The organism is Novipirellula artificiosorum (assembly GCF_007860135.1).
In the GTDB taxonomy this organism is placed as follows: Bacteria; Planctomycetota; Planctomycetia; order Pirellulales; family Pirellulaceae; genus Novipirellula_A; species Novipirellula_A artificiosorum.
This window is the reverse complement of the sequence record NZ_SJPV01000003.1, coordinates 642,556-667,703: the sequence shown is the minus strand read 5'-3', so window position 1 is coordinate 667,703 and position 25,148 is coordinate 642,556. Positions and strand designations below refer to the sequence as shown.

Here is a 25,148-nt window from a genome sequence, read left to right as displayed (position 1 = left end):
CAAGATTACAGATTTCGAAATGTCAGAAATCAAACTCAAGCGTAACGCATTCCATGGCGATTGGAATTATGAAATCGCACCACGCAAGCGATGCAAACCTCGATAGTTTATTTGCGGACGGTCCCTACGGGGTGCGTTTTGGATCAGGAGTGTGGAAGCATTGGGTGCGTTTTAAAAATGAGATCGTTCGCCACACGGTGTCCCAACTTGTTGGCTCGAATAGACGAATTTGTGGATATCCCGGCAGTAAACAACTGGTATAGGGATAGTCTGCAAATCCATCAATCGGAACCAATCCTTTGCGTTCTGGATTGCGAGCAATGTAGTCGCAGACGCTTTCGATCGCATCTTTTTCCAGTTCCTTGTCGCGTAGCACATGATCATACGGTTGACGCTGAAAGCTGTAGCCAATTCGTTTCAAACAATCATTCGCGTCTAAGCGAAGCCGCTTCATTGCAACCCGCTGATCAGTCGACTCGGCTAGACCACAGCAAAGAAGATGAATGTGGTCGGGCATCATGCAAAAAATGGGGCAGGCAATCTGATTGCGAAACGCAACATGAGTCAGAATTTCTCGAAACTTGTAATAGAACTTGCCGTCAAGCCAGGCCGTGCGACGGTCGTCGATGGTCATGATCCAATGAACCCATGCGTATCCCCGATAAAACTCAGCCGGCAATCGACGAAGTCGTGATTGTGATGAAGAGTCCATGATCAGATTCCCCGGGTATCATTGTAGCGGAACTCGCAGAGAGTTTCGGTGGGTTTGGATACGCTCGGACCGAAATTCTCTGCGAATTCCGCTACAATGATTGTGATGATTGCATGAAACGAAATTCTCTGTGAATTCCGCTACGATGAGTAATTGTGAGACGAAACGACGTGTGTTGATCACCGGTTGTAGCCGCGGCATTGGGCTGGCGCTCGCCGAACACTTTTTGGCGGCCGACTCTCTGGTGATCGGCTGCTCTCGGTCGCTGCCGCCGATCGATTCCGATCACTTCTGCCACTTTGCTCTGGATCTTAACGATGCGGATGCAGTGACGGCGATGATGCGGACGGTTCGTAAAGAACACGGCGGCTTGGATGTGCTGATCAACAACGCCGGCGTTGCCTCGATGGCTCCGGTCGCTCTGCAGCCCCCTCAAATCGCTCGCAACGTGGTCGAGTTGAACCTGAACTCGATGGTTTCGATCACCCATTCCGCCATTCGCTTGCTGCGGTCTGGTACAAACCCCAGAATCGTCAATTTCTCGACCGTCGCCGTTCCCTATCGTCTTGAAGGCGAAGCGATCTATTCCGCAACCAAAGCGGCGATCGAACAATGGTCGCGGGTTTTGGCCAAAGAGCTTGGGCCCATGGGCATTACGGTCAATGTCGTCGGGCCCACGCCGGTCCGTACGGATCTGATTCGTGGGATCGCCGAAGAAAAACTCGAGGCTCTGATTGCACGTCAAGCGATCCCGCGCTGGGGGACCGTCGAAGATGTGATCAACGTAATCGATTTTTTTGTCGATCCAAGAAGCGATTTTGTAACCGGGCAAGTTCTCTATTTGGGAGGTGCGGGATGAACGATTGGAAATCAACGCTTACCGAATATCGAGATCGTGTTTGCTTTGCGGGTGGCGGAAACGATGAGACGGTCACGTACGGGGAAATGGTCGAAATGATGCGGCGTCTTGAGGCAAAACTTCGCGACGCTGGAGTGACCTCACGTTCGGTCGTCGCGTTTCCAGGACGCTATTCGCCTGAATCGGTGGCGATGTTCGTGACGCTGGCGGATATGAAAGCGGTCGCTGTGCCGATGCCCGACGATGCCAAGCCGCGAATCAATCGCTTGATGAGCATCGCCCATGTAACGCACGCCGTGGACAAGAACAAAAACGTAGCGGAAGTCGCAGAGACTTTCGATCCGCGCAGCGAAACCACCGAAACTCTTGGCGAGTTCCGCTACGGTGGCGATGATTCTGATCGGCACCCCCTCTATGATCAACTCTCCGCTGAAAAACATGCGGGACTGGTGCTCTTTACGTCTGGAACCACTGGCGATCCGAAGGCGGCGGTTCAGGACTTGGACCGATTGCGACTGCGATACTCACAACCTCGCCAAGTCGGGAACATGATGGCGTTCATGCACATCGACCATATTGGTGGTGTCAATACATCGATGTATGTGCTCTCGCATGGCGGCACCCTGGTGGTTCCACGCGCCAGAACACCCGAAGCGGTTGCCGAGGCGATCGAGCACTACAAGATCGAAGTGTTGCCGGTATCACCCACATTTTTGAACTTGTTGCTTTTGTCGAATGTGAGCGAGAGTTTTGAGTTGTCATCCCTAAGGCGGATTACCTACGGATCCGAAGCGATGCCGCCGAGTGTACTGGCGCGGCTTCGCGAAGCCTTTCCCAACGCGGAGCTATTGCAAACGTACGGAACGACGGAATTGGGGATTTTGAAATCGAAGTCCGAGAACAATGGTTCGTTGTGGATGAAGGTCGGGGGCGAAGGCTATGAAACCAAGGTCGTCGATGGACGGTTGTGGGTCAAAGCCCACACCGCGATGCTGGGGTATTTAAACGCGCCGTCGCCATTCGATGCCGAGGGGTTCATGGATACCAATGATGAAGTGGACGTACGTGGTGATTGGATGAAGATATTGGGACGAAAATCGGATTTCATCAACGTCGGTGGAACAAAAGTCTCACCCGTGGAAGTCGAGAGTGTGCTGTTGGAAATGCCCGTGGTTTCCGAAGCGTCCGTCAGTGGCCAAGCACATCCGTTGATGGGGCAAGTGGTAATGGCGAGGTTGACGTTGAGCGGGTCGATGAAGCTGGGTGAACTGAAGCAACGGATGCGAGAGCACTGCAAGGATCGGTTGCCCGCAGAGGCGATTCCGGTGAAGATCACGATTGCCGACGGATCCATGGTGACCGATCGGTTCAAGCGAGCAAGGTAGCGGAAGTCGCAGAGACTTTCGTTCCACGCACGTCTCAACGTAGCGGAAGTCGCAGAGACTTTCGTTCCACGCACGTCTCAACGTGGCGGAAGTCGCAGAGACTTTCGGACTTTGTCGCCCACCCTAAAACGTAAAACGCCGCTCCACGACCAACAGCAATGCACGCTAAGACTAGCGTTTTGGATGCCCTCCCGAAATTCTCTGCGAATTCCGCTACTGATGACTCATGATATCCTCATGCCCTCCCGAAATCCTCTGCGAATTCCGCTACCGATAATGTCTCAAGATGCCCTCCTGCAATTCTCTGCGAATTCCGCTACTGATAATGTCTCAAGATGCCCTCCTGCAATTCTCTGCGAATTCCGCTACTGATGTCTCAGCCTGATTCCCGCCTCCGTTGCGTGACCAAAACTGTGGTCAATTTCTTGTCCTGGATCCTCGTTTCACCAGCCGTTTTGGTTTGTTACCTTGAAACGCTCCGAGGCGATGGCTATGAGCGGATGTTTCATTCGTGCGGTCAATGCTTCGCGCTGCTACCTGGTTTCTTGGGAATGTGCCTGCGTCGAGCGTTTTATTGTGGCACGCTCCGTTCATGCAGTTGGGAATGCCAAATTGAATTTGGCTCAATTATTAGCCATCGCGAAGCCACCGTTGAATCAGAAGTGTTCATTGGGAACTATGCGTTGTTGGGACGTGTTCACCTGAAGCAAGGCTGTTTGATCGGCAGTCGGTCTAGCATTTTGAGTAGCGGTGCACATCACGTGTTGAATGGCAATGGGCATTGGACCACTCCAGACAGTCTTGATTTGAAAGTCACGGTAATCGGTGCCTATGCGTGGGTTGGCGAAGGAACTGTCGTGATGTTTGATGTTGGTGAGGGGGCCTTGGTTTCGGCGGGAGCGGTGACGTCCGCAAGGGTTCTCGATCATGTGATGGTGGCAGGGAATCCCGCGAGGTTTGTTCGGCGTCTGTTTGAAAGCCGCGAGATACGAGACGCGAGCGACGAGAAAGCGACGCATGGGGAGTAGCGAGATGCAAAAGCAAGAACAGCCGTCATCAGGTCCCCCTTCATCTTCAGCGCCACTCGCCACTCGCCACTCGCCACTCGCAACTTCCCAGCCTCTCGCGACGAGCAGCAGGCAACTTCCCGCCGGCTCGTTACAGGCCACTCGGGACTCACTGCTGCCTCGCCCACGCGAGGCCTGGATCGACTGGATGAAAGTAATTGGTATGGCGTTAATCATTTTGGGCCATACTGGCGCACACATGGTGATTCCGCTTACCACTAATCCGTTCAACTTTAAGCAGCTTGGTGTTGCCTTCTTTGTCTTCATCACTGGGTATACCCTGACAATAGAAACCCGGCGTCCTTCTCATGTCGTATTCAATCGCTATTTCGAAGTTGCTCTGTTTGGGCTGCTGATCGCAGGCGTGCTGAGTGTGATTCAATGTGCTCGTATTGGTGATCTGAACGAATCGAATTATTTACCGTTTGCGCTCGGTTTGAACGTGTTTTGGGAAAACGCTTTTCCGGCCAATCCAACAACATGGTATGTTGGAACGTACTTTCATATTTTGATTGCCTGGGCCATGTTTTTTCGGCATATCCGTGTGACTGTCACGCTGCTGATGGTCACCGCAGTTATCGAGATTGTGATTCGCTCGCTGGTTATGGCCGCGGGCCGAGACTACACGGCTTACATGCTGATGACGAACTGGATAGTCGTATTTTTGTTCGGTCGGTACTTTGGACAGCTAGTGACGATCGAGTCGACAAAGGACTTGATCTTCAGAGCGGAGTTAATTGCGACGGATTCGATTCATACTAAGCAAGTCGCAATGGTGAGTCTTTTATTGCTGACAGGTTTCGCAGTCTTTTGGACATGGATCGCAAAGCAGTTTCATTTTACTGCAATGAATCCGTTTGGACGCATTCCTGCCGCGAGCCAAGCCGTATCATTATTGTTGACATCCGCGAGTGTCACACTGCAATACACCATCTACACGTTGCTCGCGTTTCTGGTGTTTCGCTCGTCGCAGACGGTAGCCATTGTGCGCTTCCTAGCAGCGAATACCTTGCTTGTTTTTCTGACGCACATGCCACTCATATACGCAGTGTCACCGCTGTGGACCGCGTATGTACCTCAGGGCTTTATTCGTTTGCTTTGCAATCTTGTGGTTTATTTCGTCTTGTTGGCATTGCTCTGCAGTTTGGTTAAGCGGCTCATCCAACCACAAAAGTTGCGATCGATACTGGGTAGAAGATTATTTGGAGCTAGTTACCAAAAGCAAAGGCTTAAAGTGGGCGCGCGCCATTTTGCCCAATAGAAAAATGGCGTCCCCAATCTACCGATTGAATGTTTGAATCAGCGAGTTGGCAAGATGGACACTTTCCTCAGAATGAGAACGAATTGAATCAGTTTTGTCGTGATACAGCTAGAACAGTATCTTTTGTCGTGCCAGCGAGAAATGAAGAGTTGCATCTGGAGTCATGCTTAGCTTCCCTACATGCTCAGGCCGAAGAACTCAAGAATTTGGTTGCCGTTTCGCTGGTGGTGGTTGACAACTCATCCACGGATGCGACCGTCAAAATCGCTCGTCGCTGCAAAGCGACGGTGGTCAATGTGCTTCCCGGAAATCCCGGCCGGGCTCGCAATGCAGGCGCCGCTGAGTTCAACGCGGATGTGGTTGCGTTTGTTGATGCTGACTGCGTCTTACCGCGTGGATGGCTTCGTCAAATGCTGAAACACTTGGCCGAGTCCACCGTCGTTGCCGTTGGAGCAATTCAAGGCCCGGCTTCACCGGACGCACCCTGGGTCGAGCGAGTCTGGGTCGAAATGATTGCTCCCTCAGTGAAGGCTAGTTCGGATCGGGTTCTTTGGTTACCGGCATTCAATCTTGCGGTTCGGAAGTCGGTTTTTGATGATCTGGGTGGTTTCGATGAATCGCTAGCAACCTGTGAGGATTCCGATCTTAGCTATCGGCTCGCGATCCGGGGCGAACTCCGTCGCGACAATGATTTTTCTGTACGACACTTAGGTGAGTCGAAGACGATTGTCGAGTTTTTTCAGCGAGAAATGTGGCGAAGTCAAGGAAATTTCCGAAGTGCATGGAAACGCGGCACGACGGTGGGCGAATGTGTGAGTTTGTTTTTGCCACTGTCCTATACCTTGGTAGTCGCTCTTGCTGTTTTCCTACTGATGATTTCGATTGTGGTCGGTGGTTTTCGAAGTTGGGTGATCTTCGCTACGATCGGAATCGGCGTAACAATACTGCCGCTCGCCATCGCACTCGTTAAACGCAGGCGTTTCGGAAAAATCTTGCCCGCAGCCGTGCTCGTTGCTACCTATTTGCTCGCACGAGGACTAGGTCCGCTCGTGCCTTCTCGGCGGGTGCCAAGAAGCGGTCTGACCTCCTCTTAGCGATCGATAGAGAAAAAAATACCGTTTTTCGAACCGCCCAGCGTAGTGGACTCTGTTCGGCGCACGCCTGCCCCAAAAGCACAGCATGTACAAATGCACCCGTGCAGGATTCAGGAATTTTGAGTTTACTGCCTTCAGTGGATTGCAATCCCCCCGGACAACCCGTAGAATTGATGTTATGCGATTCCATCTTCTTCTCGCCGTCCTTGCGATCTTCGCGGCTGTCCGCTGCGCTGATGCTGGCGTGATCATGGGCGAGTCGCCAGCGGAGAAGAACTTGGGCGCTTGTTCGGCACAGATGATTGCCGACATGAAAGCAGCTCAGCAGCAAGAGCAAGAACGTGGTAATGTTGATCAGGGCGAGTCATCCGGCATGTCCGGTGTCGCCGTCAGCGTCAGTCCTTCGCTCAGTTCTTCCGCACTTCTGTTTGACGGCTTGGTCGCTTTGCCAAAGCCAACACCTCTTTGGGTGGTCACGCTCGCCAATGCGACCCTGCCGCCCTGTCCGATTCTGGACGGTCTCCTGAAACCTTCTTAGATAGCCGTATGAATTTCTCTGTTAATTTTTGAATCTTACGGTATTTAGTAACACTCTTTGAAGGAATTTCTTTAATGTTTAGAACACTTTTGTTGAGCTCGCTTTTTGTAGCGATCTCGGGCGTGACCGCTTCGGCAGGGAGCATACTCAGCATAATCGATGCCGCTGACGGATCTCAGCTTTGGTCGGATAATAGTGGCGATAGCCTTTTCAACCAAGCAGGTGGAGCGACGACGGTTGATATTGGTGACGTCCTTATAGGGCAGTTTTCGATCAACACCATTGAGTACTTGGATGGCATTGGGACGACTGAGGGAGTTGGCTTAACATCCGGAAATAACGAGTTTACCGGCTCTTTTGCTATTCAGGTTGCTGCAAAAGGAGGAGGACCTGGTGCTTACACATTTGGATTCGCGCCTACTGATGCGGCTTCGAGACTCGCGATCTCCGCTGCCCTTCCTGGGTTTGGAGCTGAGCTTTCGACTTGGGATTCACGCTCGATGGCCGCGTTTTACGATGGCGGAGCTTTAATTAACTACACTCGCGAAGGTGGGACACTCGACTCGTCAATTGCTACTGCTACCGACGGAACGAAGCTGTTCGAGGCTGGGTTTCTAAGCCAGCTTGGTGAGGGTTGGGCGGCTTTTGCATTCTCAGACGACATCGTTTCGATCGGTACCGGTGCCCTAGGTTCAATTGGTGGATTTTTCAACGTTGGCGTTAACGTTATTCCAGGTACGGAAGTACCAACGCTGAAATTCAATTTGGTTGACACCGTTTTTGATGGTGCGGCACAAGCCAATATCAGCGGGTCTGGGTCGTTGTTGGCAAAGGGTTCCGTCGTCACACCGTACGAAAGCTTTAACAATGTCGACTTCACGGTGGATGTTGATGTTGTTCCAGAGCCAGCTTCGATAGCGATCTTTGGAGCAATGGGACTTGGTTTAATTGGGTTCCGTCGTCGTCGCAGTGCTTGATGCGCCCCAGAGCACGTAAGCTACCGTGATCAATCATGCCCCCGTTCGAATATCGGACGGGGGTTTTTTGTTGCTTTCGTAGACTCTTTCCAGCGGTCGTAAGCGTTCTATCTCCCCAGCCTGAGTAGGTCCGACTGAGTGGCGTCGGCTACCAGAGAATGTCCAAGTCGCCGTCGCCGGTTCGTTGGGCGTACTCCAGGTGCTCGCACAGGTCATTGACCGCTTCTACGTCGCGGCCTGCTTTGCCTTTGACGCACGAGTGGCTCAAGTCGCCGATCAGCCACTGCAACTCGACCCGAGTCATCCCAACTCGGCGAATCATTTGATCCTTCGGCCAGCGACGAAGCGACGCCTCCAAACGGCCTGACACGTAGCCGTACCTGAGAATCAAGTCACGATGTTCACGCGTCAATTGAATTCGCTCAGTCAAGTCCGACATCACGCCACCCTCGCTTCACGCCGACGAATGCGACGTTGCTGAGTCGTCAGCCGTCGCGACTTCTTCTCGGCATCGCGATACACACGAATCGATTCCGGATGCGAGGCTCGCCAGACGTCCGGAAGGAGATTTTCGTAGTCCGTGCTGCCGCTGGCAAGCTGACGGAGGCAATCATCGACGTAAGCCCAAACATCCAAGTGGTGACGCGCCGCCGAAGAGACCATGCTGTGCATCGCCGCGGCCACTTCGCCTCCACGATGTGAGCCGACGAACAACCCGTTCTGTCTGCCGATCGTCAGGCTGCGAAGCTCGTTCTCCGTTTCATTGTTGTCAAACGGTATTGCTCCGTCGCCAAGAAACACCGACAGTTCGTCCCACTGATTCAGAGCGTAACGAACCGCTTTGCCCAGTGAACTCTTCGGCAGCACGCGCGGATCGTTGCTCTTTTCGATCAGCCAATCATGAAGCTCATTCATCAGCGGGACCGACTCCCGCTGACGTAGTTCAAGGCGTTCATCGGCTGAGCACTCCTTCACACGGTCTTCGACATCATAAAGTCCTCGGTACGTCGCCATCGCTCGCGCAGCGGCAACCGGATCGTTCGGTTTTGCCTCGACGAACTTTCGGCGCGCGTGACAGTTACAGCACGCGGCAAAGATTTGATCCTGTGCTCCCAAGTAAACTCCGTTGTGAACCCCATAAGCATCGACCACCGCATGGCCGCAAAAATCGCTCAAGAACGCTGCCGGTCCGTCTCGCCCTCGACTCTCGGTAAAGTCGAAGACGTTGTAAGGATGATCTTCACGGCCGCGGTAGAGCCAAAAGCGTGCCGTCCGCATCTTGCCGGGCAGTGCCGGGTCTTGCATTCGCACCGACGTGTCGTCGACGCCAAGAATGCTGGCAGAGACGATTCGTGCTTTCATCAACGCGATCAGAGGACTGACCAGCGCTGCAATGTTCGCCAGCATCCCGAACTGGGTGTTGCGTGGGATGAGCATCCCGGCGCGGGCGAAGATGTCTTCGCCGCGATAAAGCGGCAGGTGGTCGGCGAATTTGTTCACAATGATTTGAGTGTAAACGCCGAAGCCGTAATCGCTACCGGGGATCGGAGTCGTTAGTCCGCCAGGCTCCTCGCCGGCAGGCACTTGCGCGATGGATTCTTTGCATCTGCCACAGGCACGCTTGTGACGATGGATTTCCCAAACGAAGAGTTCGGCGGGAATCAGATCCAGCCGCTCGCTGATGTCCGTGCCAATGATGGGCATCTCTTCGTGTATTGGTTCAGCGTGAAATGGAGTCGAGGCTGGCCTTCGCTATTCCATCAAGTTGAAATTGAAAATGGGAACGGTTGGTGATTCATGGGGGACCAGTCCCCCAAACCCCCTGGGATTTTTCGCATTGCGCCAAAATCGAAGGGAAAAGATGCGGCAGTGGATATCCCCACCGCCGCACTCCTTCGACTTTGGACCTCACTCGGCGCTCGGGTTGCTTCCCAGCATTGCACTATCCTCCGGCTAGGTTTCTCTATCGTAGCCCGCGATGATTGCCGAAGCAATCAAGCGGCCTGTGATTGTTGCCGGCGAATGCGTTGCTTCTCGCGTGCATTCTCCAGTTTGCGGTCTCTCGACGCAAAGACTTCTTTCTCTTCGGCAACTAACTTCGTGTGCGGCGTTACATAACCGATCGCGCTGTGAAGTCTAACTTCGTTGTACAACGCTACTACACAATGTGCAGAATACCAAGCTGACGGTTCACTATCGCTGGCACCCTTGGTTTGAACGATCCGTCGACGCGATCCGAACAATTCGGCGTGAGACCGAGGTGTCCATTCGAGTGGAGTACTCTGTTGGAAATCGCCAGCGGTGGATCGATGTCCCAGCTTGGATGTTTGATACGACAGCCTGTGCTGCAATGATCGCCACCCAGTCGCCGGTGGTCAGTTGTTGCATTCTCGTTGGGTTGAAGGCGTTGCTTACACACGCGGTCAGTTCCAAGACTGGGTTCGCGATAAAACCAGAGCATTCTTCCTCACCTCGTCAAGGAGATGCTCATGCAAAAGTTCCCCCGAAAGCCGGTCGAGCACGAACAGCTCGACCTGTTTCGACCAATGACCAATCGTCCGCAGTGGAAAAATCTACCGGCCAAAGTCAGGCATCAAGTCGCATCGATGCTGGCTCAGTTGATTGCTGAATTCGTAAGCGACCAAACGCATTCGAAAGATCAAAAGGAGTTGATTGATGAGTGATAAAATCAAACCCGCGCATGTCTCGCGGAAAGCCATTCTCTACGTCCGCCAGTCATCGACCTACCAGGTCGTCAGCAATACCGAGAGCAAACGCCTTCAGTATGCGATGCGTCAGCGACTCGAGAGTCTTGGTTGGAGTGACATCGAAGTCATCGACGAGGACTTGGGCCAAAGTGCATCCGGTTCGATCACGCGAAGTGGTTTTGAACGTCTTGTCGCTGACGTGTGCATGGGCGAAGTGGGTGCGGTCGCGGCGAGAGAGTTGTCGCGATTCGCACGCAACAGTCGCGAATGGCAGCAATTGATTGAAGTCTGCCGTGTTGTCGATACCGTTCTCGTTGATCACGAGCAAGTCTATTCGCCGCGTGTCAGCAACGACCGGTTGCTGTTGGGACTCAAGGGTAGTCTCAATGAATATGAGCTCGATTTGCTGCGGCAGCGATCACTTGAAGCCCGCTATGAAAAAGCACGTCGAGGAGAACTGGTCATAACAGCCTGTGGTGGGTTTTTGAAAACGCCCGATCAACGCATCGAAAAAGATCCCGACAAGCGAGTCCAGCAACGTATTGAATTGGTGTTCAAAAAGTTCTTCGAGCTTGGCAGCGCTCGGCAGGTGATGTTGTGGTTCATCGAGCAGGAGATCAAGATGCCAAAGCGAAACGCACGCGGCGAGTTGAGCTGGAAAACGCCTCGCAATTCAACGATCCTGAACATTCTTCGCAATCCGTGTTATGCAGGTGCTTACGCCTTCGGGAAAACGGAGCATGGCAACCGATACGAGAATGGGAAAGCGAAGAAGAGTTCGCGTCGCAAACCGATGTCAGAGTGGGTCTCGCTGATCAAGGACCATCATGAAGGCTATATTAGCTGGGAGGATTTCCAACGCATCGAAGCGATGGTCGCCGAAAACGTCCGTGGCTATGAAGCCAAAGGTGCCGTCAAGCGTGGCCCGGCGTTGCTGACCGGTCTGTTTCGTTGCGGTCGCTGTGGACGAAAGCTGACCGTCGCTTACAGTGGTGGAGGTAAGAACCGCTTCGTTCGCTACTCCTGTTTGCGTGGGAATATGGATACGGGGGAACCGAAGTGCATTGCCTTCGGAGGCATTCCTGTCGATGCAGCGGTGTCGCGTGAAATTCTTCGAGTGCTTCAGCCTGCAGCATTGGAGGCATCAGTTTTGGCGAAAGAACAGTTTTCACAACAAGCCGATGCGGTGCTATCGGCGCTGCATCGCGATCTCCAGGCGGCGCAGTACGAATCCGCCCGTGCTCAAAAGCAATTCGACGCGGCTGACCCCGAGAATCGTCTGGTTGCCGATGAACTGGAACGCCGTTGGAATCATGCACTCATGGAAGTCGATCGCATCAAGCAGCGAATCGTCGAGGAGGAGTCTGCAACACCGGCGAAGTCGGACATCACGGCCGACGACTTCAAAGACTTGGCTTCAAGCATCGAGTTGATTTGGCAAGACGAAGGTTCGAGTGAACGCTTGAAGAAGCGAATCATACGTACGCTGATTCGCGAGATCGTTGTTGATTTGAATGAGGTTGCTGGCGAAATCAATTTAGTGATTCATTGGCAAGGTGGCATTCATACCGAACTATCGGTGCCACGCCGCAAACGAGGTAAGGCAACCGTTACTGCACCTGACACGATCGAGGCGGTTCGAGTGTTGTCGCGAGTCTGCACTGATCAACATATCGCTGGAGTACTCAATCGCAATGGACTACGAACCGGTCGGGGCAATCGCTTTACGAAAGAGCGGATCACATCGCTGCGCAACTATCACGGCATCTCAATTCTTTGTCCTGAAGAGAAACAGAAAAATGGCTGGATGACACTCAGCGAAGCGGCCGATCATCTGGTTATCAGTGCCAAGACCCTGCGGATCGCAGTTGAAGCAGGAAAGATATCAGCCTGCCATCCGTTGCCGGATGGTCCCTGGGTTTTGAACCGCAGCGACCTCGCGACCGACCAAGCCCGTGTCGTATGCGATCAAGCCCGCAGGAACCGTGGCCGAAGGGCCGCGGGACCAAACTCGAAACAACAAAACCTCGATTTTTCCGACCTCTAGAACAAACGCGCAGTCTGAAGATGAGTTGTAATGCCGGACATACTCTTCGACGATACGACGAGCATCTTCGACCGATTCAATCTGGGTCACCCGAATGCAATCGCCTTTGATCGTGCGATGATAGCGCTCGATCTTGCCATTGCTTTGAGGATAGTACGGCGACGTTTTGACATGTGTCATCCCGGCGACGCGAATGAACTCTTTGAAATCACGCGAAATGAACTGTGGCCCATTGTCGGTGATGATTCGAGGCTTCGCGCCAGGATATTTTTCACGAGCGCGTTGCAGGATCACTTCGACATCACACTCCTCCATCTTTTCGCGTATTTCCCAGTGAACGATGCTGCGGGAGCAGCCATCAAGAACGCTGCACATAAAGTAAAATGTTCCGCATATGTTCAGGTAACTGACGTCAATGTGCCAATGGTCGTGCGGCTTTGACGGTTGCCCGAAACCCGTCCCTTTCTTGGATTTCTTTCCATTGAAGCGATCCATCACTCCGGCTTCGCGAAGCACTCGGTAGACCGATGAAGGGCTGACCGCTACGACATCCGCATCGAGCATCATGAACGCCAAACGACGGTAACCTTCCAGTGGATTGGAATGATGAAAGTCGAGAATCGCTTTCTTCTCCCAGTCTTCCATCCAGAAGTCTCGAGGGATCGCGCCGTTGTGCTCGTTGACTTTGCCATAGCGTTGTTTCCAGTCATAGAGCTTGCTTGACGCCACTCCGAGCCACTGGACGATCTGCTTGGCGGGTATCTCGGCACGCTCGGTCCAGTAATTGACATAGTCGACCACAGAGTCTCGCGTGTCATGGGGAAGCTGCGTATGCCTCGCTTCCCTCCCAGCTTCCTTTCAGGGCTCCCCAAGTTCTTTTTTTAGCTGAACGTGTTCCTGAAGGAGTTCAGCTACAACTTCGTTTTTGAGCTGAATTTTGGATTCCAGAGCTTCAATTATTTTGTCTTTGGCATCACCGGTCTTGGATTTTCGGTTCGGCTTGGTGAACGCCGACTCGCCATTTTCAAAGAGCTGTTTTTGCCACTGGTAAATATGCGTCGGCTGCAAGCCAAGTTCATCGCAAAGGTCCGAAACAGGAACCCTATCAATCAAATATCGTCGGACGGCAGTCAGTTTTTCTTGGGCAGTGAACGTTCGTCGAGATCGTGTCATCGTGAGGCCCTCCTTTGGACCATAGAATAACTCGATCAGCAGACAACTCCAGATTCAGCTGAGGCAATACATTCGCCACAGCAAGAACACATTCGCTCTTGAGGCGAGACGTCCGCTTCGATGATCTTGCGTTTCAGATGAGCCGGTAGCTTCTCGGACTTTTTCTTGCGTCGCCGCTTCTTGCGAGGCTCCGGAGGATCGAGCTCGTCATCTTCGTCTTCTGCACTTACCGGTTCGGCGACATCGAACAGGTGCAACTGCGAGTCGTCTTCGACGTGCCGCTCGGAAGATTGTCCGAACAATTTGCGGCGGTAGAGATCCAGTTCGTCGCGAAGTTGCTGATTGGTTTTTTGTAACTGCTCAACCGTTTCGACAAGCTCGGCGTTGAACCTCAACACGCTTTGCAAGTCGTCTTGTTTCTCCGGTGCAGCCATGTGGCCGTTTTAGCGAACCGAATCAAAAACGCAAGGCCGATGACGACCTTGCGTTTGTATTTTTCAAAAGGAGTTCTTCGCTTCGACTAAACCGCTTTGTCTGAATCGATCGAGTAACGCTTTCGCCGGTGAGTTCCTTCGATCTGGACGCCGCGAAGCATCATGACCAGTTCGGCCGAATCGATCTCAAAGTTTCCATCGGCACAGCGTGTGAGCTTTTCAAACGTGCCGCGCTCAAGTCGCTTGGACCAGATCGATAGCCCGTCGTTGTCCCAAGCGAGAATCTTGACATAATCCCGCTTGCGATTGAAGAACACGAACAGGTGACCGGAGAACAGATCGATACTGAAATGCTCTTTGACCAACCCAGACAAACCACAAAATCCCTTTCGCATATCGGTGGCGGCAGTGTAAACGAAGATCCGGGTGGTCGGTGCGGTTGCGATCACGAGCCCACCTCGGCAGAGGTCGCTTGGACAACGGCTTCGATCAGTTGCCGTTGCTCGGCCATGGTTGCGCCGACTGGTACTTTGACGATGGCTCCTCCGGGCAAGTCAATCTCAACGCCCCGTTGGGCACCGCCCTCCAAATCGCTGGGATTGAAGTCCACGGGAACAAAAGCGGGTGCCTTTCGAAGTTCCCCAGATCGAAGTTTTCGACGCCACTGATAGAACGACGCTGATAAATAGCCTTCCAGTTCACAGAACTCAGCGATGGTCAACTCAGAGTGAGCAAATCGTTCGAGCCGCTCGCGCCACTGCTGAGCGAGTTGAGGGTTGGGCAATCGTGCCATGGGGTTCTCCGAAACGCGGAAAGAAACCCACCACGCTACCGCTCCCGTCAACATGGGAAGATAGAACGCTTACTATAAGCCACACTGCGATTAGTTGAGAGAACGGGCGGAGGCGGTCGCCATTGTCAGACGGCCCATGCGCAAATCGCCTTGGTCGCTCTCGGCGACCGGGTCCTCGCCCTTTTTCCAGAGACGAGACCGCTTTGTGAATAGTGCGCTGCTGTTGATCGGTTGGCCAATTAGAAACTGGACGAACGGAAGACCACGTGGCACCACTAAATTCCATTTTCTGCGGCTGTCGGATTGGACAGCGGATGACAACTCGGACGGTGTCCATGCTGCGTACATCGAGTTGCGGAAGTCCGCTAGGAAATTGGGCAGGCCTCTCTCGACGTAGTCGTGCCCGAGCATCTGCACATACTTTTCAGTCAGCGCTTTTGTACGCAAGCGGACTAAATCCATCACCACAACCAGTCCATCGGGACGAGTTACGCGATCGAGCTCAAAAAGTACTTTCTTCAGTACGTCCAGTGATGGCATGTGATGAGCTGCATCCATCATTGTGGATAGATCAAATTCTGCATCACCGAGATTATCAAGTGAGGTTGCGTCCCCGGCCTGAAACCTGAGGTTGCTCAGGCCTTGCTGTTTGGCATTTGCCGACGCGACGTCCACCATCGGTGCTGACAGGTCGATCCCAATTAGTTCGTCAAGTTTCAGCTCCTTGGCTAAGTTGATCGACATGTGGCCGGGGCCGCAGCAAACGTCAAGAGCTCGCCCGCCAAACGGATTCGTCCTTGCTTTATAAATTGTTTCAATCGCGATTGCATAGGAGATGGCCAGCTTGGTTTCCATCACCCGATCGTATTGCAACACATTGTCGGAATTGTCAGTCACCGCTTCTGGTTCGGGAGTTCGCTCTAGCTGTTGCTTGCCAAAGTTCTGCTGGACAATCAACGGTAGGAGTTGGAATACAGATGGCATCGTAAATCCTTCAATGGACGGTTGCCCTGGCACGGTAGCTGCGCATAGGTCGCTGAGGGGAACACCCCTTGAAAGCCGCGCAGCCGCCTCCCTTGGGAGAGCGTGTTTTAAGTTTGAGAAACCTATCAGTAATACGGTCGAGTTTGCAGTAGGCTGGAACGACCAACGGGAGTTCCGGCAACCACTCCAGCGACGGCTCGCTGTACCCTCACAATGCCGGGACTCGCTGGGGCTCGTCCCAGCCTACCATTTTTGCAGGCTGAAGCTTGGGCTTTTGCAATCAGCACTGTCTTGCATCGCTTGGCAATCTTTGCGAACGTTCGCTGGGTGGGGCACTATTGCCGACACGGAAGGCTAGTTGCAGAATTCGCTGCCCCAAATTCGGTAGGAGCTTCGCTAGGCCATGACGTGCGCTATCAATGGTTGTTTGGAAATTCGGCTTTGGTTGTTCTTGCAGAAGGAAAATTGGAGGGCTTCCAAGTGGATGCATGGAAAGTCCCATCTCGGCTCCCTTCAGCCAGAACCGTTCGATTGCTCGTCCACCGCGGAAGAACGCTTCGCTCGATTTGGTTGGAACCGACAAGAATGCGATCGCTCCACTTGCCCTGACCGCTTGAGACGATGGCATTGTCAATAGCGGCGTTAGCCGCAGGGTGTGTAGCGTCTGCATGATGGACCAACTGCGTAAGCAGCGCAATCCTGTCGCAACGCCAAAAGGCAACTCTAGCGTGCGGATATCCAAACCGTCGTTTGTCGTCTCGGCCTCGTGAGTGCTGAAACGAAGCTGTCGGAATAGTTCCTCGTGAAATGGACGGTGGCGAAAGCGGAGAGAGTCGGTTTTCGCGACCAGTTTGCCAAACGAGGCTTTGTCCTGTTTGCTGGTGATCCAATCGACTTGAACGTCCGAGAACTGCAACACAGACTCTTCGAGTTGTTGACACAGTTCGGAGGCCAACGGCTGTGAGTCGTAAGGTTTGCGGCAGGTGCATCGCTCGCTGATGAACGGATAGAGCGGATCGGGGGTAGCCCCTGGAGTCATTTGGATTTCGACAACGGCACTGTCGCATGACGGATGATCGCCATCAAACGATTGCCAAACCGGGGTGGCGATATAGCCGTGATGTGCGGCAGCAATGACCATGTTTTCAACGGCAGCACCAATTGCAGTCAAGTCGAACATCGACGATTCGTCTGATGGCAATGACCGGCGCGTGTCCATGAAGACGGAGATTCGATCTCCATCAATTTGAAACAACCACGGCTGATTGTTGTCGGGCGACGGAGCAGCTACGGCTGCGTCAAGGATCGTATTGAGGACTTGTGGTTCGATCATGGTTTTTTTGCGTAGGCTGGGACAAGCCGCGACCGCGGCGAAGTCCCGGCACGATGTGAGATGGAACGTTGTTTGCCGATTTATGCCGGAACGTCACCGACGCTTCGTGGTATTAGGTCTGTATGGTTGAGTTGGTGTTGGTAAGGATTGAATGATGATTGTATTTTGACCGCGACGGCTTGTTCCAGCCTACACTGACCCCGGAATGGTCCGGTTGGGACGTTGTTCTATTGGGTTCGTGCCGGAACGTCACCGACGCCTCGTGATGTTGGGTTTGTTTGGTTGATTGACGTTGGTGAGGATTGGGTGGTGATGGAGCTTATTAGCGCGCCAGTTTGTTCCAGCCTACGGTTCGCCCCATTCGCATTTGTCGGTGACTGCTTTGGGTATTTCGCCTCCCCAGTCCAAATCGTATTGTCCTGCTTCGACGAAACGATGAAAAGAGGACCACGGCCAATCCTGCACTCTGCGGACGACCTCATGTTTCCGTGGATTCCAGTGCGTGTAGTCCACGCATCTCTCCAAATCTGCTTCGTCCCTGATCGTGTGCTCCCAAAATCGTGGTTGCCAAATCCCTCGCATGCCTTTCTTCTTTTGTGCTGGTGTGACAGGTGATTCTGGCATCCCGGCTGCCAACCACGCTTCACTGAACGTTTCCTTGATCCGCTTGATTCGCGTCGAATAGTCGGCGTCACCTGAGGGCAGCGCCATGACCCAATGCCAATGATCGGGTAGCAGCACGGTCGCAAACAGATCGAATGGACGGTTTTGTTTGATTTCTGAAATCGCATTCCGCAAGCATTGTCGCCCAGCATCCATCGTCAGAATTGGCCGACGCTGGTAGGTCACTACCGTGAAAAAGTACATGGCCCCCGGAATGAAATAACGGCGATAATCAGACATGAGCCAAGCCCCGTTCGTGTAGGCTGGGACCAACCGTAGGCTGGGACAAGACGCGTCAGCGGCGAAGTCCCGGCATAATGTGAGGTGGAACGCTGTTTGCCGATTCGTGCCGGAACGTCACCGTCGCTTCGTGATGTTGGGTCTGTTTGATTGATTTGGTGTTTGTGAGGATTGAATGTTGATGGGTCTTTTTAATGCGATGGTAGCGTAGGCTGGGACGAGACGCGATAGCGGCGAAGTCCCGGCATGATGTGAGACAGAACGTCGTTTGCCAAATGGTGCCGGAACGTCACCGTCGCTTCGTGATGTTGGGTCTGTTTGATTGATTTGGTGTTTGTGAGGATTGAATGTTGATTGTATTTTGACCGCGCCGGTTTGTTCCAGCCTACACTGACCTGGGAACGGTCCGGTTGGGACGTTGTTCTATTGGGTTCGTGCCGGAACGTCACCGTCGCTTCATGATGTTGGGTCTGTTTGATTGATTTGGTGTTTGTGAGGATTGAATGTTGATTGTATTTTGACCGCGCCGGTTTGTTCCAGCCTACGGTTTGAAGCCTAATTGGATCATGCGGCGACGCATGATGTTTCTTTTGATTCGTTGCATGGGGCCTCGGTTGCCCCATCGCAGTTTTCCCTTTTTGAGCAAATAGCGATAGGCGTCGAATTGATGGTAGTACGGTGCTGCCTTCACCCGCCCGCGACCGAGCAAGATCTTAACCGCCTCCGCTCCGACCACCCCGCCTGCTAGCCGACATGCGGACGCTACCGAGGGACCTTGACCGGTTTCTCGATTGACATGCGAAAAGTCAAAGTAGGGGACGTGAGTCGATTTCGGCGCCAACCCCATCGCAAAGGCTATGAACAAGTCGAGCGAATCGAGATTGGGGCTCAAGTCAAAATACTCGTCGAACGACATTCCGTTGGGATCGAAACTAATCCATGCGGTACTGAATCCAATCGGACCAGCCGTCACCGCCCAAATGCCTCGTTTGCGTGCTTCTGCAAACAACAATCGGCGAGCGTCGAAAGAAAAGAAGTCCACCGCATCAACCAACAAATCGACTCCATCCAGGAAGTCACCAACATTCGATTCGTTGATGAATTCTTTTCGTACGTCGATGTCGAGTTCGGGATTGACCGACAATGCACAGGCGGCCAAGGTCTCGGCTTTCGACCGGTCAACCGAATCGACCGTTGAACCGAATTGACGATTGAAATTACCAACCGCAAACGTGTCCGCATCGGCAATACGAAACCGCCCGATACCCATCCGTACCAACGTCATGAGGTGCAGCCCACCGACGCCTCCCATACCGGGAATCGCTACACTGCAATCCCGTAGCCGCTGCTGCTCGTCCGGGTTGATCAATCCAAGATTGCGAGAAAACGCCTCCGCGTAATCCCAGTCGACTGGATTGCCGACGGAGGCAGATGGTCCTGTGAAAACAGGGTCATTCGAGCGTTGAGCCGCGAAAGGATCGCCAGACACCATGACAGACTCCGCAGCGTTAGCTAGAGACGATTCGAAAGTTTGAAGACTCATGGTTGAGAATATTTCATGTTAAGTGAAGCTACCCCCCAATGCAAGTGAAAGTACCCCCGGGGAGAAGGGGGGGTGTTGGGAGTTTCAAGTTTCGGGAATCTCTCTACTCCCTCAGCCCGGATTATTGATGGCTGATGTAGGCCGGATCAAGCAAATGCCTACTATGCCGGAACTTCGGTCGCAAATCACTCGTCATCTCGGCTCGCACACTGCGCATGACTACAAAGGCATTTGTGCCGCTCCGGCAGCGTATGCGACCTTGTTGCCAGCCTACCGGAATAACCCGGGTTAGCATCGCGAGGTCAATTGGTGTCTTTTCTTGTATGGCCGGTTCCCACTCATCTTTAGGCATTGGCCAACTCGGAGGCCTGCGATCGGCCGGTTGGAACTGGCCCGACGATGGTGCGGTTGTGTAGAAACCAGACAACTATCTTCCGCTCGATGCCTCAATTCTCGACCAAGACCGCTCGGATCATGTCTTCCAGCACATCAAAGTCTTCGCGGTCCTGGTCCTGCTGGCTTAGCCCAAGCAAGCTTTCCGTCAGTCCAGGTAGTAGCGAGAGGCAGAATTCGAGATCAACTTGCTCTCGTTTCCAACGCGCTAACCAACAAGCATCCGCAAGCTGAGCACGAAGCTCGTCCAAGCTCTCGCATCGCGGCTGCTCTGACGTTAGCCTTTGATTCAAATAGCAAAGCCACGCTGCGGCTTGACTTTGGCTCAATTGAAGACGTCGCCGGGATATGGAATCGCGACTGGCGTTGGCACGGGTTGCACGGTTGCTTTCGACCCGCGTCGGTGTAGTTGCTCGATCGGACATTTTCGTTCCTCGCAAAGACTAGGCAAGTTTCTTAAAGGCTAAGCAGGCGTTTTGACCACCAAAACCGGATGAGTTGCTCAGCGCCAACTTGATATTTCGTTCGCGTGCTGTGTTGGGTGTGTAATCCAGCGGGCAGGCTGGATCGGGGGTGTCAAGGTTGGCGGTTGGCGGAACGACATCGTGCTTGATCGCCAGCACCGTGAAGAGCGCTTCGATTCCTCCGGCGGCACCGAGACAATGTCCGGTCACGCCTTTGGTCGATGAAATCGAAACGTTGTCGGCCGAAACACCGAAGACCGATTGAATGGCTTGAGTTTCCAACGAATCATTGTTCGGCGTCGACGTCCCATGGGCGTTGATGTAATCAACGTCGGCTGGATTGATTTGTCCTGACGCTAACGCACCCCGAATCGATCGGGCCAGCCCCTCGCCTTCGGGTCCTGGCATCGTGATGTGATGGGCATCGGCTGACAGTCCATATCCGACCAATTCAGCGTAGATGTTTGCGCCGCGTTTGACGGCTTGCTCGTACTCTTCCAAGACCAACAACCCGCAGCCTTCCCCCATCACAAAACCATCACGGTTCCGATCAAACGGGCGTGATGCCAAGTGGGGCTCGTCGTTTCGGCGACTGAGGGCACGCATCTTGGCGAACGAGGCGATCGACAGCGGACAGATCGCCGCTTCAGCGCCACCGGCCAGCATCATCTTGGTTTCACCATCCCGGATCAGCCGTGCGGCTTCTCCGATCGCATGCGTTCCGCTTGCACAAGCGGTGGCGATTGCAAAATTCGGGCCTCGCAATCGATGCTCGATGGCAACGAATCCCGATGCCATGTTGGGGATCGCATAGGGCAACATCAGCGGCGAAATCCTGGAGGCACCGCGTTCCTTGAGCAGACATGCACTCTCTTCGATTTCACCTAGGCCACCGATCGCGACTCCGATCAAACAGCCACAATCGTCACCCATCGATTGGGAATCGTAATGGGCGTCTTGCAGGGCTTCGTTCGCAGCGACCGCAGAAAACTGGACGAATCGTGACGTTTGACGTGCGACCTTGGCACCCAGCAATTCGGTTGCCCCGAATTCCGGTACTTCGCCTGCGATTTGAACCGGCAACTCGGCACAGTCGAACCGCGTGATCTTTTGAATGGCCGAGCGTCCCGACAATGCGGTTTGCCATGCCGACGGCGCAGTCACCCCGCAAGGGGTAACGGCTCCCAGACCTGTGACAACGACTCTACGCATCGAATTTCCTTCAAGAAAATGAAAAACCGATGAATCATAGATCGCAAGAAATGACTTGCAGCGAACCGCTTCGACCGCCGTGATGATTATTTGCTGACCGAGGCTAGGTTATCAGGATGGTATCGATTAAGTACGTTAGGCTTTCTAGCCTGACAGTGAGTCCAAGAAGTCAGCCTAGAAAGGCTGACGTACGGGGGTGCGGGTCAGCCTGGAAAGGCTAACGTACGAGGGTGAAAGTCAGCCTGGAAAGGCTGACGTACGGGGATGCGGGTGACCATAAGGACGGTTGATGCCGAACGACACATATTACGAGCGACACTTACCGCATCAGGTTCCATCCGGCTTCCCGATCTTTCTGACCTGGAACCTCAAAGGATCGTTACCCCATCAAGTCATTCAAGAAATCGAAGCGGAAGCATCAAGATTGAAGGCGACGCCACTGCGGCGCGACGAGAGCGAGCATGATCGAAAGTTACGTCACGCCAAGCTGCTGTTTGTCAAACGCGACCGAAGCCTCGACAACGAATGCCGAGAGTACGTCAGGCTTTCTAGCCTGACTGGCGTACCGCGTGTCAGCCTGGAAAGGCTAACGTACGACGACCGGCCAATGTGGTTGGCGGATTCCGCCGCCGCGTGCGAAGTGGCGAAGTCGATTCTTTGGGGCGTACCTGCACGCTATCAGCTCTGGGCGTTTGTGGTGATGGGAAACCACGTCCACTGTTTGCTCAGTCCAAATGTCGAGCTACAAATCGTCACCCAAGGTATCAAAGGGTTTACAAGCCATCAAATCAATCGGCTTCAAAATTCAACCGGTCGCACTTTTTGGCAAGATGAATCGTTCGATCATTGGGCAAGGGACGAGCAAGAAATGTATAGGATCATCGAATACATCGAACAAAATCCAGTATCTGCGAAGCTCTGTCGCCGTCCCGAACTCTGGGAGTGGTCATCCGCTAGCCTGCGAGAACCGTACGCTTGGAAGCAAGGAACGCCGTTTCCGTCAGACAAGAAAGACGAGATCCGTCGACTCTTCGAATCTCGAGTTCGCTTGCGTTAGACTTTCCGGCCTGATAGCGGGGCCAGGAAAGTCAGCCTGGAAAGGCTGACGTACGAGAGTGCGGGTCAGCTCGGAAAGGCTAACGTACGAGGGTGCGAGTCAGCCTAGAAAGGCTGACGTACGAGGGTGCCGGTCAGCCTGGAAAGGCTGACGTACCTCAAGAGTCATCCTACGCGGCGGACATCGACAAGAATGCGTCGGCGCTCGAACCAATTGCTTGTTGAAAGTAGGTCTTTTCGGCTTCCGACATTCGCACGCCATCCAATTGCCAAGGACGATAGTGGGTACCGTAGACTTGATCGTAGAGTGGATAGCGACGCTGGTCGAGTTGTTTGAAATCATGCGTGCACAACACGGCGGGATTTCCCTGCACCGCTTCATATTGTTTGACATCCGTAATGATTTCACATCCGAACAACCGCCGATAGACTTTGGCATGCCTTGGATGGACGGCTAGGATCAAACGGTCGACGCCGCGCCGGCGGGCAACCTGAATGGTCAACCCGATCGCCCTGACCAAAACTTCGAACCCTTGTTTCTTGTTGTCGTCCCCGTACTCACCGGCAACACACGAAACCTCCGCAAGATGCAGACCTTCTTTACGCATCGCAGCAATTTCTTCCGTAAACAGCGATTCGGCAGGCATCCCTAGCAGGCCATCGCGGACCAACGTTACCGTGTAGACCACGTCACGATTTTGCTTGGCGATCATGACATCGGTCGTGTCGACCAAGTGATGCTTCATCACTCGCATTTGCATCGCATTGTCAGGCGTCAATCCCGCCCGCAAATAGTTTTGATGTACTAAGCGAAATGCCGCTGCACGCTCCGTCGCCGTTTCGGTCACTTTCATTTCAATCGGTTCAATGGAACCAGCGGAGACTCCGCTGCTGTTCTCTTGAGCCGGAGCTTTATCGATCGGCTCGGTGGAGCCGATGCGGTCAGAAGCGACGGCTGCGTTTGAGTAAGATACGTTCATGGGAGAATTCCTAAATGAAACGAAACGGAAAGGAAACAAAAAGGTTGGGAAGTCTCGCCCTTGGTCGCAATGAAAAAAAAAGGCTCCATTGGCGGCGTCCCGACGGTTAGCCCATTCAGCAAAGCTGTGCCGCTCTGCCCCAATGCCGGGACTGAGTAGCGAAATTCAATAACTCCGGAAGCGAGTTGACTTGCAGTTGGATGTACCCAGCCGGCTCATCCGGATTGATCCGAATGATGGAAAGGCTGGAATGAAACGAATAGATGTGTGATTGCACTGCCGATAACTCGGGCCCCTCATCCCAAGAGTGGATCCACACGTGAGGATGCATGGCAGAGATAAGCTTCATGCAATCAATCACGTCGGTGGCTTCACCAGCCAGCTCCAGGTCGGAACGGGTTGCCAAAGCATGCTTGATCAGTTGAGCGTGTAGTGGATGCCCGACCGTGAGCATGATGCGGGTTTTGTCCATCGGTGCTTTTCAATCAAAAGAAGTCTCGGTCGATCCTTTAAATGTGATGGCACGATTTTAGAAACTGCAAATAGGAAAACCTATGGATCTTTGGATTCAAAAAGGAGCCGTTTTCGATCGAGTTCGCTGCCCCCCATGTGCGTTAAGAAAGAACTAGTTCTTCCCTAGTTCTTTACGCGAGAATGGCAACAAGATGCCGCAGTGTTTTTCTTGAAGTTGGGGACGAGCAGTGGACTGCTAAGTGTTTGATGCGGGCGCATGTTCATTCGTGTCAAACGCATTGGCATTTTTCTTCCGTCTGCGAGGTGACGTTGTATCAACCTCCCCCCATACGAGGATGTCGTGCAATTAGCTTCACCCTTCCAGAGGGGTCAGCAACCGAAAGCCCTCTCCCGGCGTTTAAACGCCGACCTCTCCCAAAGGAGAGGTAACGGTACCGTAACTCCTCGATAAACAACAACTTGAAAGCTGCACGACCTGATAGCGGGTGAGAAGGGAGCCCAAATGACAGCCGAAGGAGGCAATCACCAATTCACGCCGACTTGCGGCGCAGGCAGGACTCCCATCAGGCCACACACAGGCAGGTTGAACGCTGGGTGTCGTGCGACAATTTGCCACTGAGCAGGCAGCTCGCAAATTGCAACCGAGCCGCTCTAACCCGGATGATTCATCCGCCTTTGCTGGAGTTCAGGCTTTAGCCGCACTTCCTCGCAAATCCAGTATGTAAATCGCCTAAAGGCTACGACTCCAACGTGCGCAG

25 protein-coding genes and 1 pseudogene are annotated in these 25,148 nt (G+C 53.4%); 10 read left to right on the top strand and 16 right to left on the bottom strand.

The genetic code is table 11. The features are described 5' to 3' along the window. Positions 1-124: 124 nt before the first annotated feature. Positions 125-712: a transposase gene (locus Poly41_RS12310; RefSeq protein WP_146526453.1), complete on the bottom strand. Its 588-nt coding sequence runs from the start codon at positions 710-712 to the stop codon at positions 125-127. Positions 713-857: 145 nt separating this feature from the next. Between Poly41_RS12310 and Poly41_RS12305 the strand changes: the two genes are divergently transcribed. From Poly41_RS12305 to Poly41_RS12275, 7 genes are all read left to right on the top strand, one after another. Continuing rightward, complete coding sequence (locus tag Poly41_RS12305) at positions 858-1,571, top strand: SDR family NAD(P)-dependent oxidoreductase (RefSeq protein ID WP_146526452.1); 714 nt, start codon at positions 858-860, stop codon at positions 1,569-1,571. Further along, positions 1,568-2,956 (top strand): long-chain fatty acid--CoA ligase, encoded by a 1,389-nt coding sequence (locus Poly41_RS12300; protein WP_146526451.1) that lies wholly within the window; start codon positions 1,568-1,570, stop codon positions 2,954-2,956. The genes Poly41_RS12305 and Poly41_RS12300 overlap by 4 nt, the downstream gene beginning before the upstream one ends. Before the next feature lie 425 nt (positions 2,957-3,381). Then, positions 3,382-3,984, top strand: a complete 603-nt coding sequence (locus tag Poly41_RS12295; protein ID WP_146526450.1) for an acyltransferase — start codon at positions 3,382-3,384, stop codon at positions 3,982-3,984. Positions 3,985-3,988: 4 nt separating this feature from the next. Further along, positions 3,989-5,284, top strand: coding sequence for an acyltransferase family protein (locus tag Poly41_RS12290; RefSeq protein WP_197231257.1), 1,296 nt, complete (start codon positions 3,989-3,991; stop codon positions 5,282-5,284). Positions 5,285-5,412: 128 nt separating this feature from the next. Then, the gene (locus tag Poly41_RS12285; RefSeq protein WP_197231256.1) at positions 5,413-6,378 is read left to right on the top strand and encodes a glycosyltransferase; all 966 of its coding nucleotides are present in this window, start codon (positions 5,413-5,415) and stop codon (positions 6,376-6,378) included. Between the two features lie 178 nt (positions 6,379-6,556). Then, positions 6,557-6,916 (top strand): hypothetical protein, encoded by a 360-nt coding sequence (locus Poly41_RS12280; protein ID WP_146526447.1) that lies wholly within the window; start codon positions 6,557-6,559, stop codon positions 6,914-6,916. A 74-nt stretch (positions 6,917-6,990) separates the two neighbouring features. Next, the gene (locus tag Poly41_RS12275) at positions 6,991-7,893 is read left to right on the top strand and encodes a PEP-CTERM sorting domain-containing protein (protein ID WP_146526446.1); all 903 of its coding nucleotides are present in this window, start codon (positions 6,991-6,993) and stop codon (positions 7,891-7,893) included. Positions 7,894-8,041: 148 nt separating this feature from the next. Here Poly41_RS12275 and Poly41_RS12270 read toward each other — a convergent pair whose 3' ends face one another. Both Poly41_RS12270 and tnpC read right to left on the bottom strand, forming a co-directional pair. Continuing rightward, positions 8,042-8,332: a hypothetical protein gene (locus tag Poly41_RS12270; RefSeq protein WP_146526445.1), complete on the bottom strand. Its 291-nt coding sequence runs from the start codon at positions 8,330-8,332 to the stop codon at positions 8,042-8,044. Beyond that, positions 8,332-9,597 (bottom strand): IS66 family transposase, encoded by a 1,266-nt coding sequence (tnpC, locus tag Poly41_RS12265; protein ID WP_146526444.1) that lies wholly within the window; start codon positions 9,595-9,597, stop codon positions 8,332-8,334. Before tnpC ends, Poly41_RS12270 begins: the two co-directional genes overlap by 1 nt. A gap of 785 nt (positions 9,598-10,382) precedes the next feature. Here tnpC and Poly41_RS12260 point away from each other — a divergent pair. After that, entirely contained in the window at positions 10,383-10,577 is a 195-nt protein-coding gene (locus Poly41_RS12260; protein ID WP_146526443.1) for a hypothetical protein, read from the top strand. Beyond that, positions 10,570-12,648, top strand: coding sequence for a recombinase family protein (locus Poly41_RS12255; RefSeq protein WP_197231255.1), 2,079 nt, complete (start codon positions 10,570-10,572; stop codon positions 12,646-12,648). The genes Poly41_RS12260 and Poly41_RS12255 overlap by 8 nt, the downstream gene beginning before the upstream one ends. Positions 12,649-12,681: 33 nt before the next feature. Here Poly41_RS12255 and Poly41_RS34875 read toward each other — a convergent pair. The 11 genes and pseudogenes from Poly41_RS34875 to fabF all read right to left on the bottom strand — a co-directional run. Next, a pseudogene (locus Poly41_RS34875) lies at positions 12,682-13,143 on the bottom strand (transposase); the annotation flags it as partial. A 363-nt stretch (positions 13,144-13,506) separates the two neighbouring features. Continuing rightward, entirely contained in the window at positions 13,507-13,821 is a 315-nt protein-coding gene (locus tag Poly41_RS12245) for a transposase (protein ID WP_146526440.1), read from the bottom strand. A 35-nt stretch (positions 13,822-13,856) separates the two neighbouring features. Beyond that, a complete protein-coding gene (locus Poly41_RS12240; protein ID WP_146526439.1) occupies positions 13,857-14,255 on the bottom strand; it encodes an IS66 family transposase in 399 nt (132 codons plus the stop codon). An 86-nt stretch (positions 14,256-14,341) separates the two neighbouring features. After that, positions 14,342-14,704: an IS66 family insertion sequence element accessory protein TnpB gene (gene tnpB / locus Poly41_RS12235; RefSeq protein ID WP_146526438.1), complete on the bottom strand. Its 363-nt coding sequence runs from the start codon at positions 14,702-14,704 to the stop codon at positions 14,342-14,344. Then, positions 14,701-15,048 carry an IS66 family insertion sequence element accessory protein TnpA gene (tnpA, locus tag Poly41_RS12230; protein ID WP_146526437.1) on the bottom strand — a complete coding sequence of 116 codons (348 nt, stop codon included), beginning with the start codon at positions 15,046-15,048 and terminating at the stop codon, positions 14,701-14,703. Before tnpA ends, tnpB begins: the two co-directional genes overlap by 4 nt. A 90-nt stretch (positions 15,049-15,138) precedes the next feature. Further along, the gene (locus tag Poly41_RS12225) at positions 15,139-15,903 is read right to left on the bottom strand and encodes a class I SAM-dependent methyltransferase (RefSeq protein WP_197231254.1); all 765 of its coding nucleotides are present in this window, start codon (positions 15,901-15,903) and stop codon (positions 15,139-15,141) included. A gap of 409 nt (positions 15,904-16,312) precedes the next feature. Further along, on the bottom strand, positions 16,313-17,365 hold the full coding sequence (locus tag Poly41_RS12220; protein ID WP_146526435.1) for a nitroreductase family protein: 1,053 nt from the start codon (positions 17,363-17,365) through the stop codon (positions 16,313-16,315). Positions 17,366-17,710: 345 nt separating this feature from the next. After that, entirely contained in the window at positions 17,711-18,268 is a 558-nt protein-coding gene (locus Poly41_RS12215) for an REP-associated tyrosine transposase (protein ID WP_146526434.1), read from the bottom strand. Between the two features lie 541 nt (positions 18,269-18,809). Beyond that, positions 18,810-19,811 carry a ThiF family adenylyltransferase gene (locus tag Poly41_RS12210; protein ID WP_146526433.1) on the bottom strand — a complete coding sequence of 334 codons (1,002 nt, stop codon included), beginning with the start codon at positions 19,809-19,811 and terminating at the stop codon, positions 18,810-18,812. A 446-nt stretch (positions 19,812-20,257) separates the two neighbouring features. Beyond that, positions 20,258-20,629, bottom strand: coding sequence for a hypothetical protein (locus Poly41_RS12205; protein WP_146526432.1), 372 nt, complete (start codon positions 20,627-20,629; stop codon positions 20,258-20,260). An 18-nt stretch (positions 20,630-20,647) separates the two neighbouring features. After that, complete coding sequence (gene fabF / locus Poly41_RS12200; RefSeq protein WP_146526431.1) at positions 20,648-21,880, bottom strand: beta-ketoacyl-ACP synthase II; 1,233 nt, start codon at positions 21,878-21,880, stop codon at positions 20,648-20,650. Positions 21,881-22,169: 289 nt separating this feature from the next. Between fabF and Poly41_RS12195 the strand changes: the two genes are divergently transcribed. After that, a complete protein-coding gene (locus tag Poly41_RS12195) occupies positions 22,170-22,937 on the top strand; it encodes a transposase (RefSeq protein WP_146526430.1) in 768 nt (255 codons plus the stop codon). A 169-nt stretch (positions 22,938-23,106) separates the two neighbouring features. Here the strand turns inward: Poly41_RS12195 and Poly41_RS12190 are convergent, their stop codons facing one another. Then, positions 23,107-23,916: an N-acyl amino acid synthase FeeM domain-containing protein gene (locus tag Poly41_RS12190; protein WP_146526429.1), complete on the bottom strand. Its 810-nt coding sequence runs from the start codon at positions 23,914-23,916 to the stop codon at positions 23,107-23,109. 115 nt (positions 23,917-24,031) lie between these two features. Continuing rightward, positions 24,032-24,388, bottom strand: coding sequence for a helix-turn-helix domain-containing protein (locus Poly41_RS12185; protein WP_146526428.1), 357 nt, complete (start codon positions 24,386-24,388; stop codon positions 24,032-24,034). Positions 24,389-25,148: the final 760 nt, after the last annotated feature.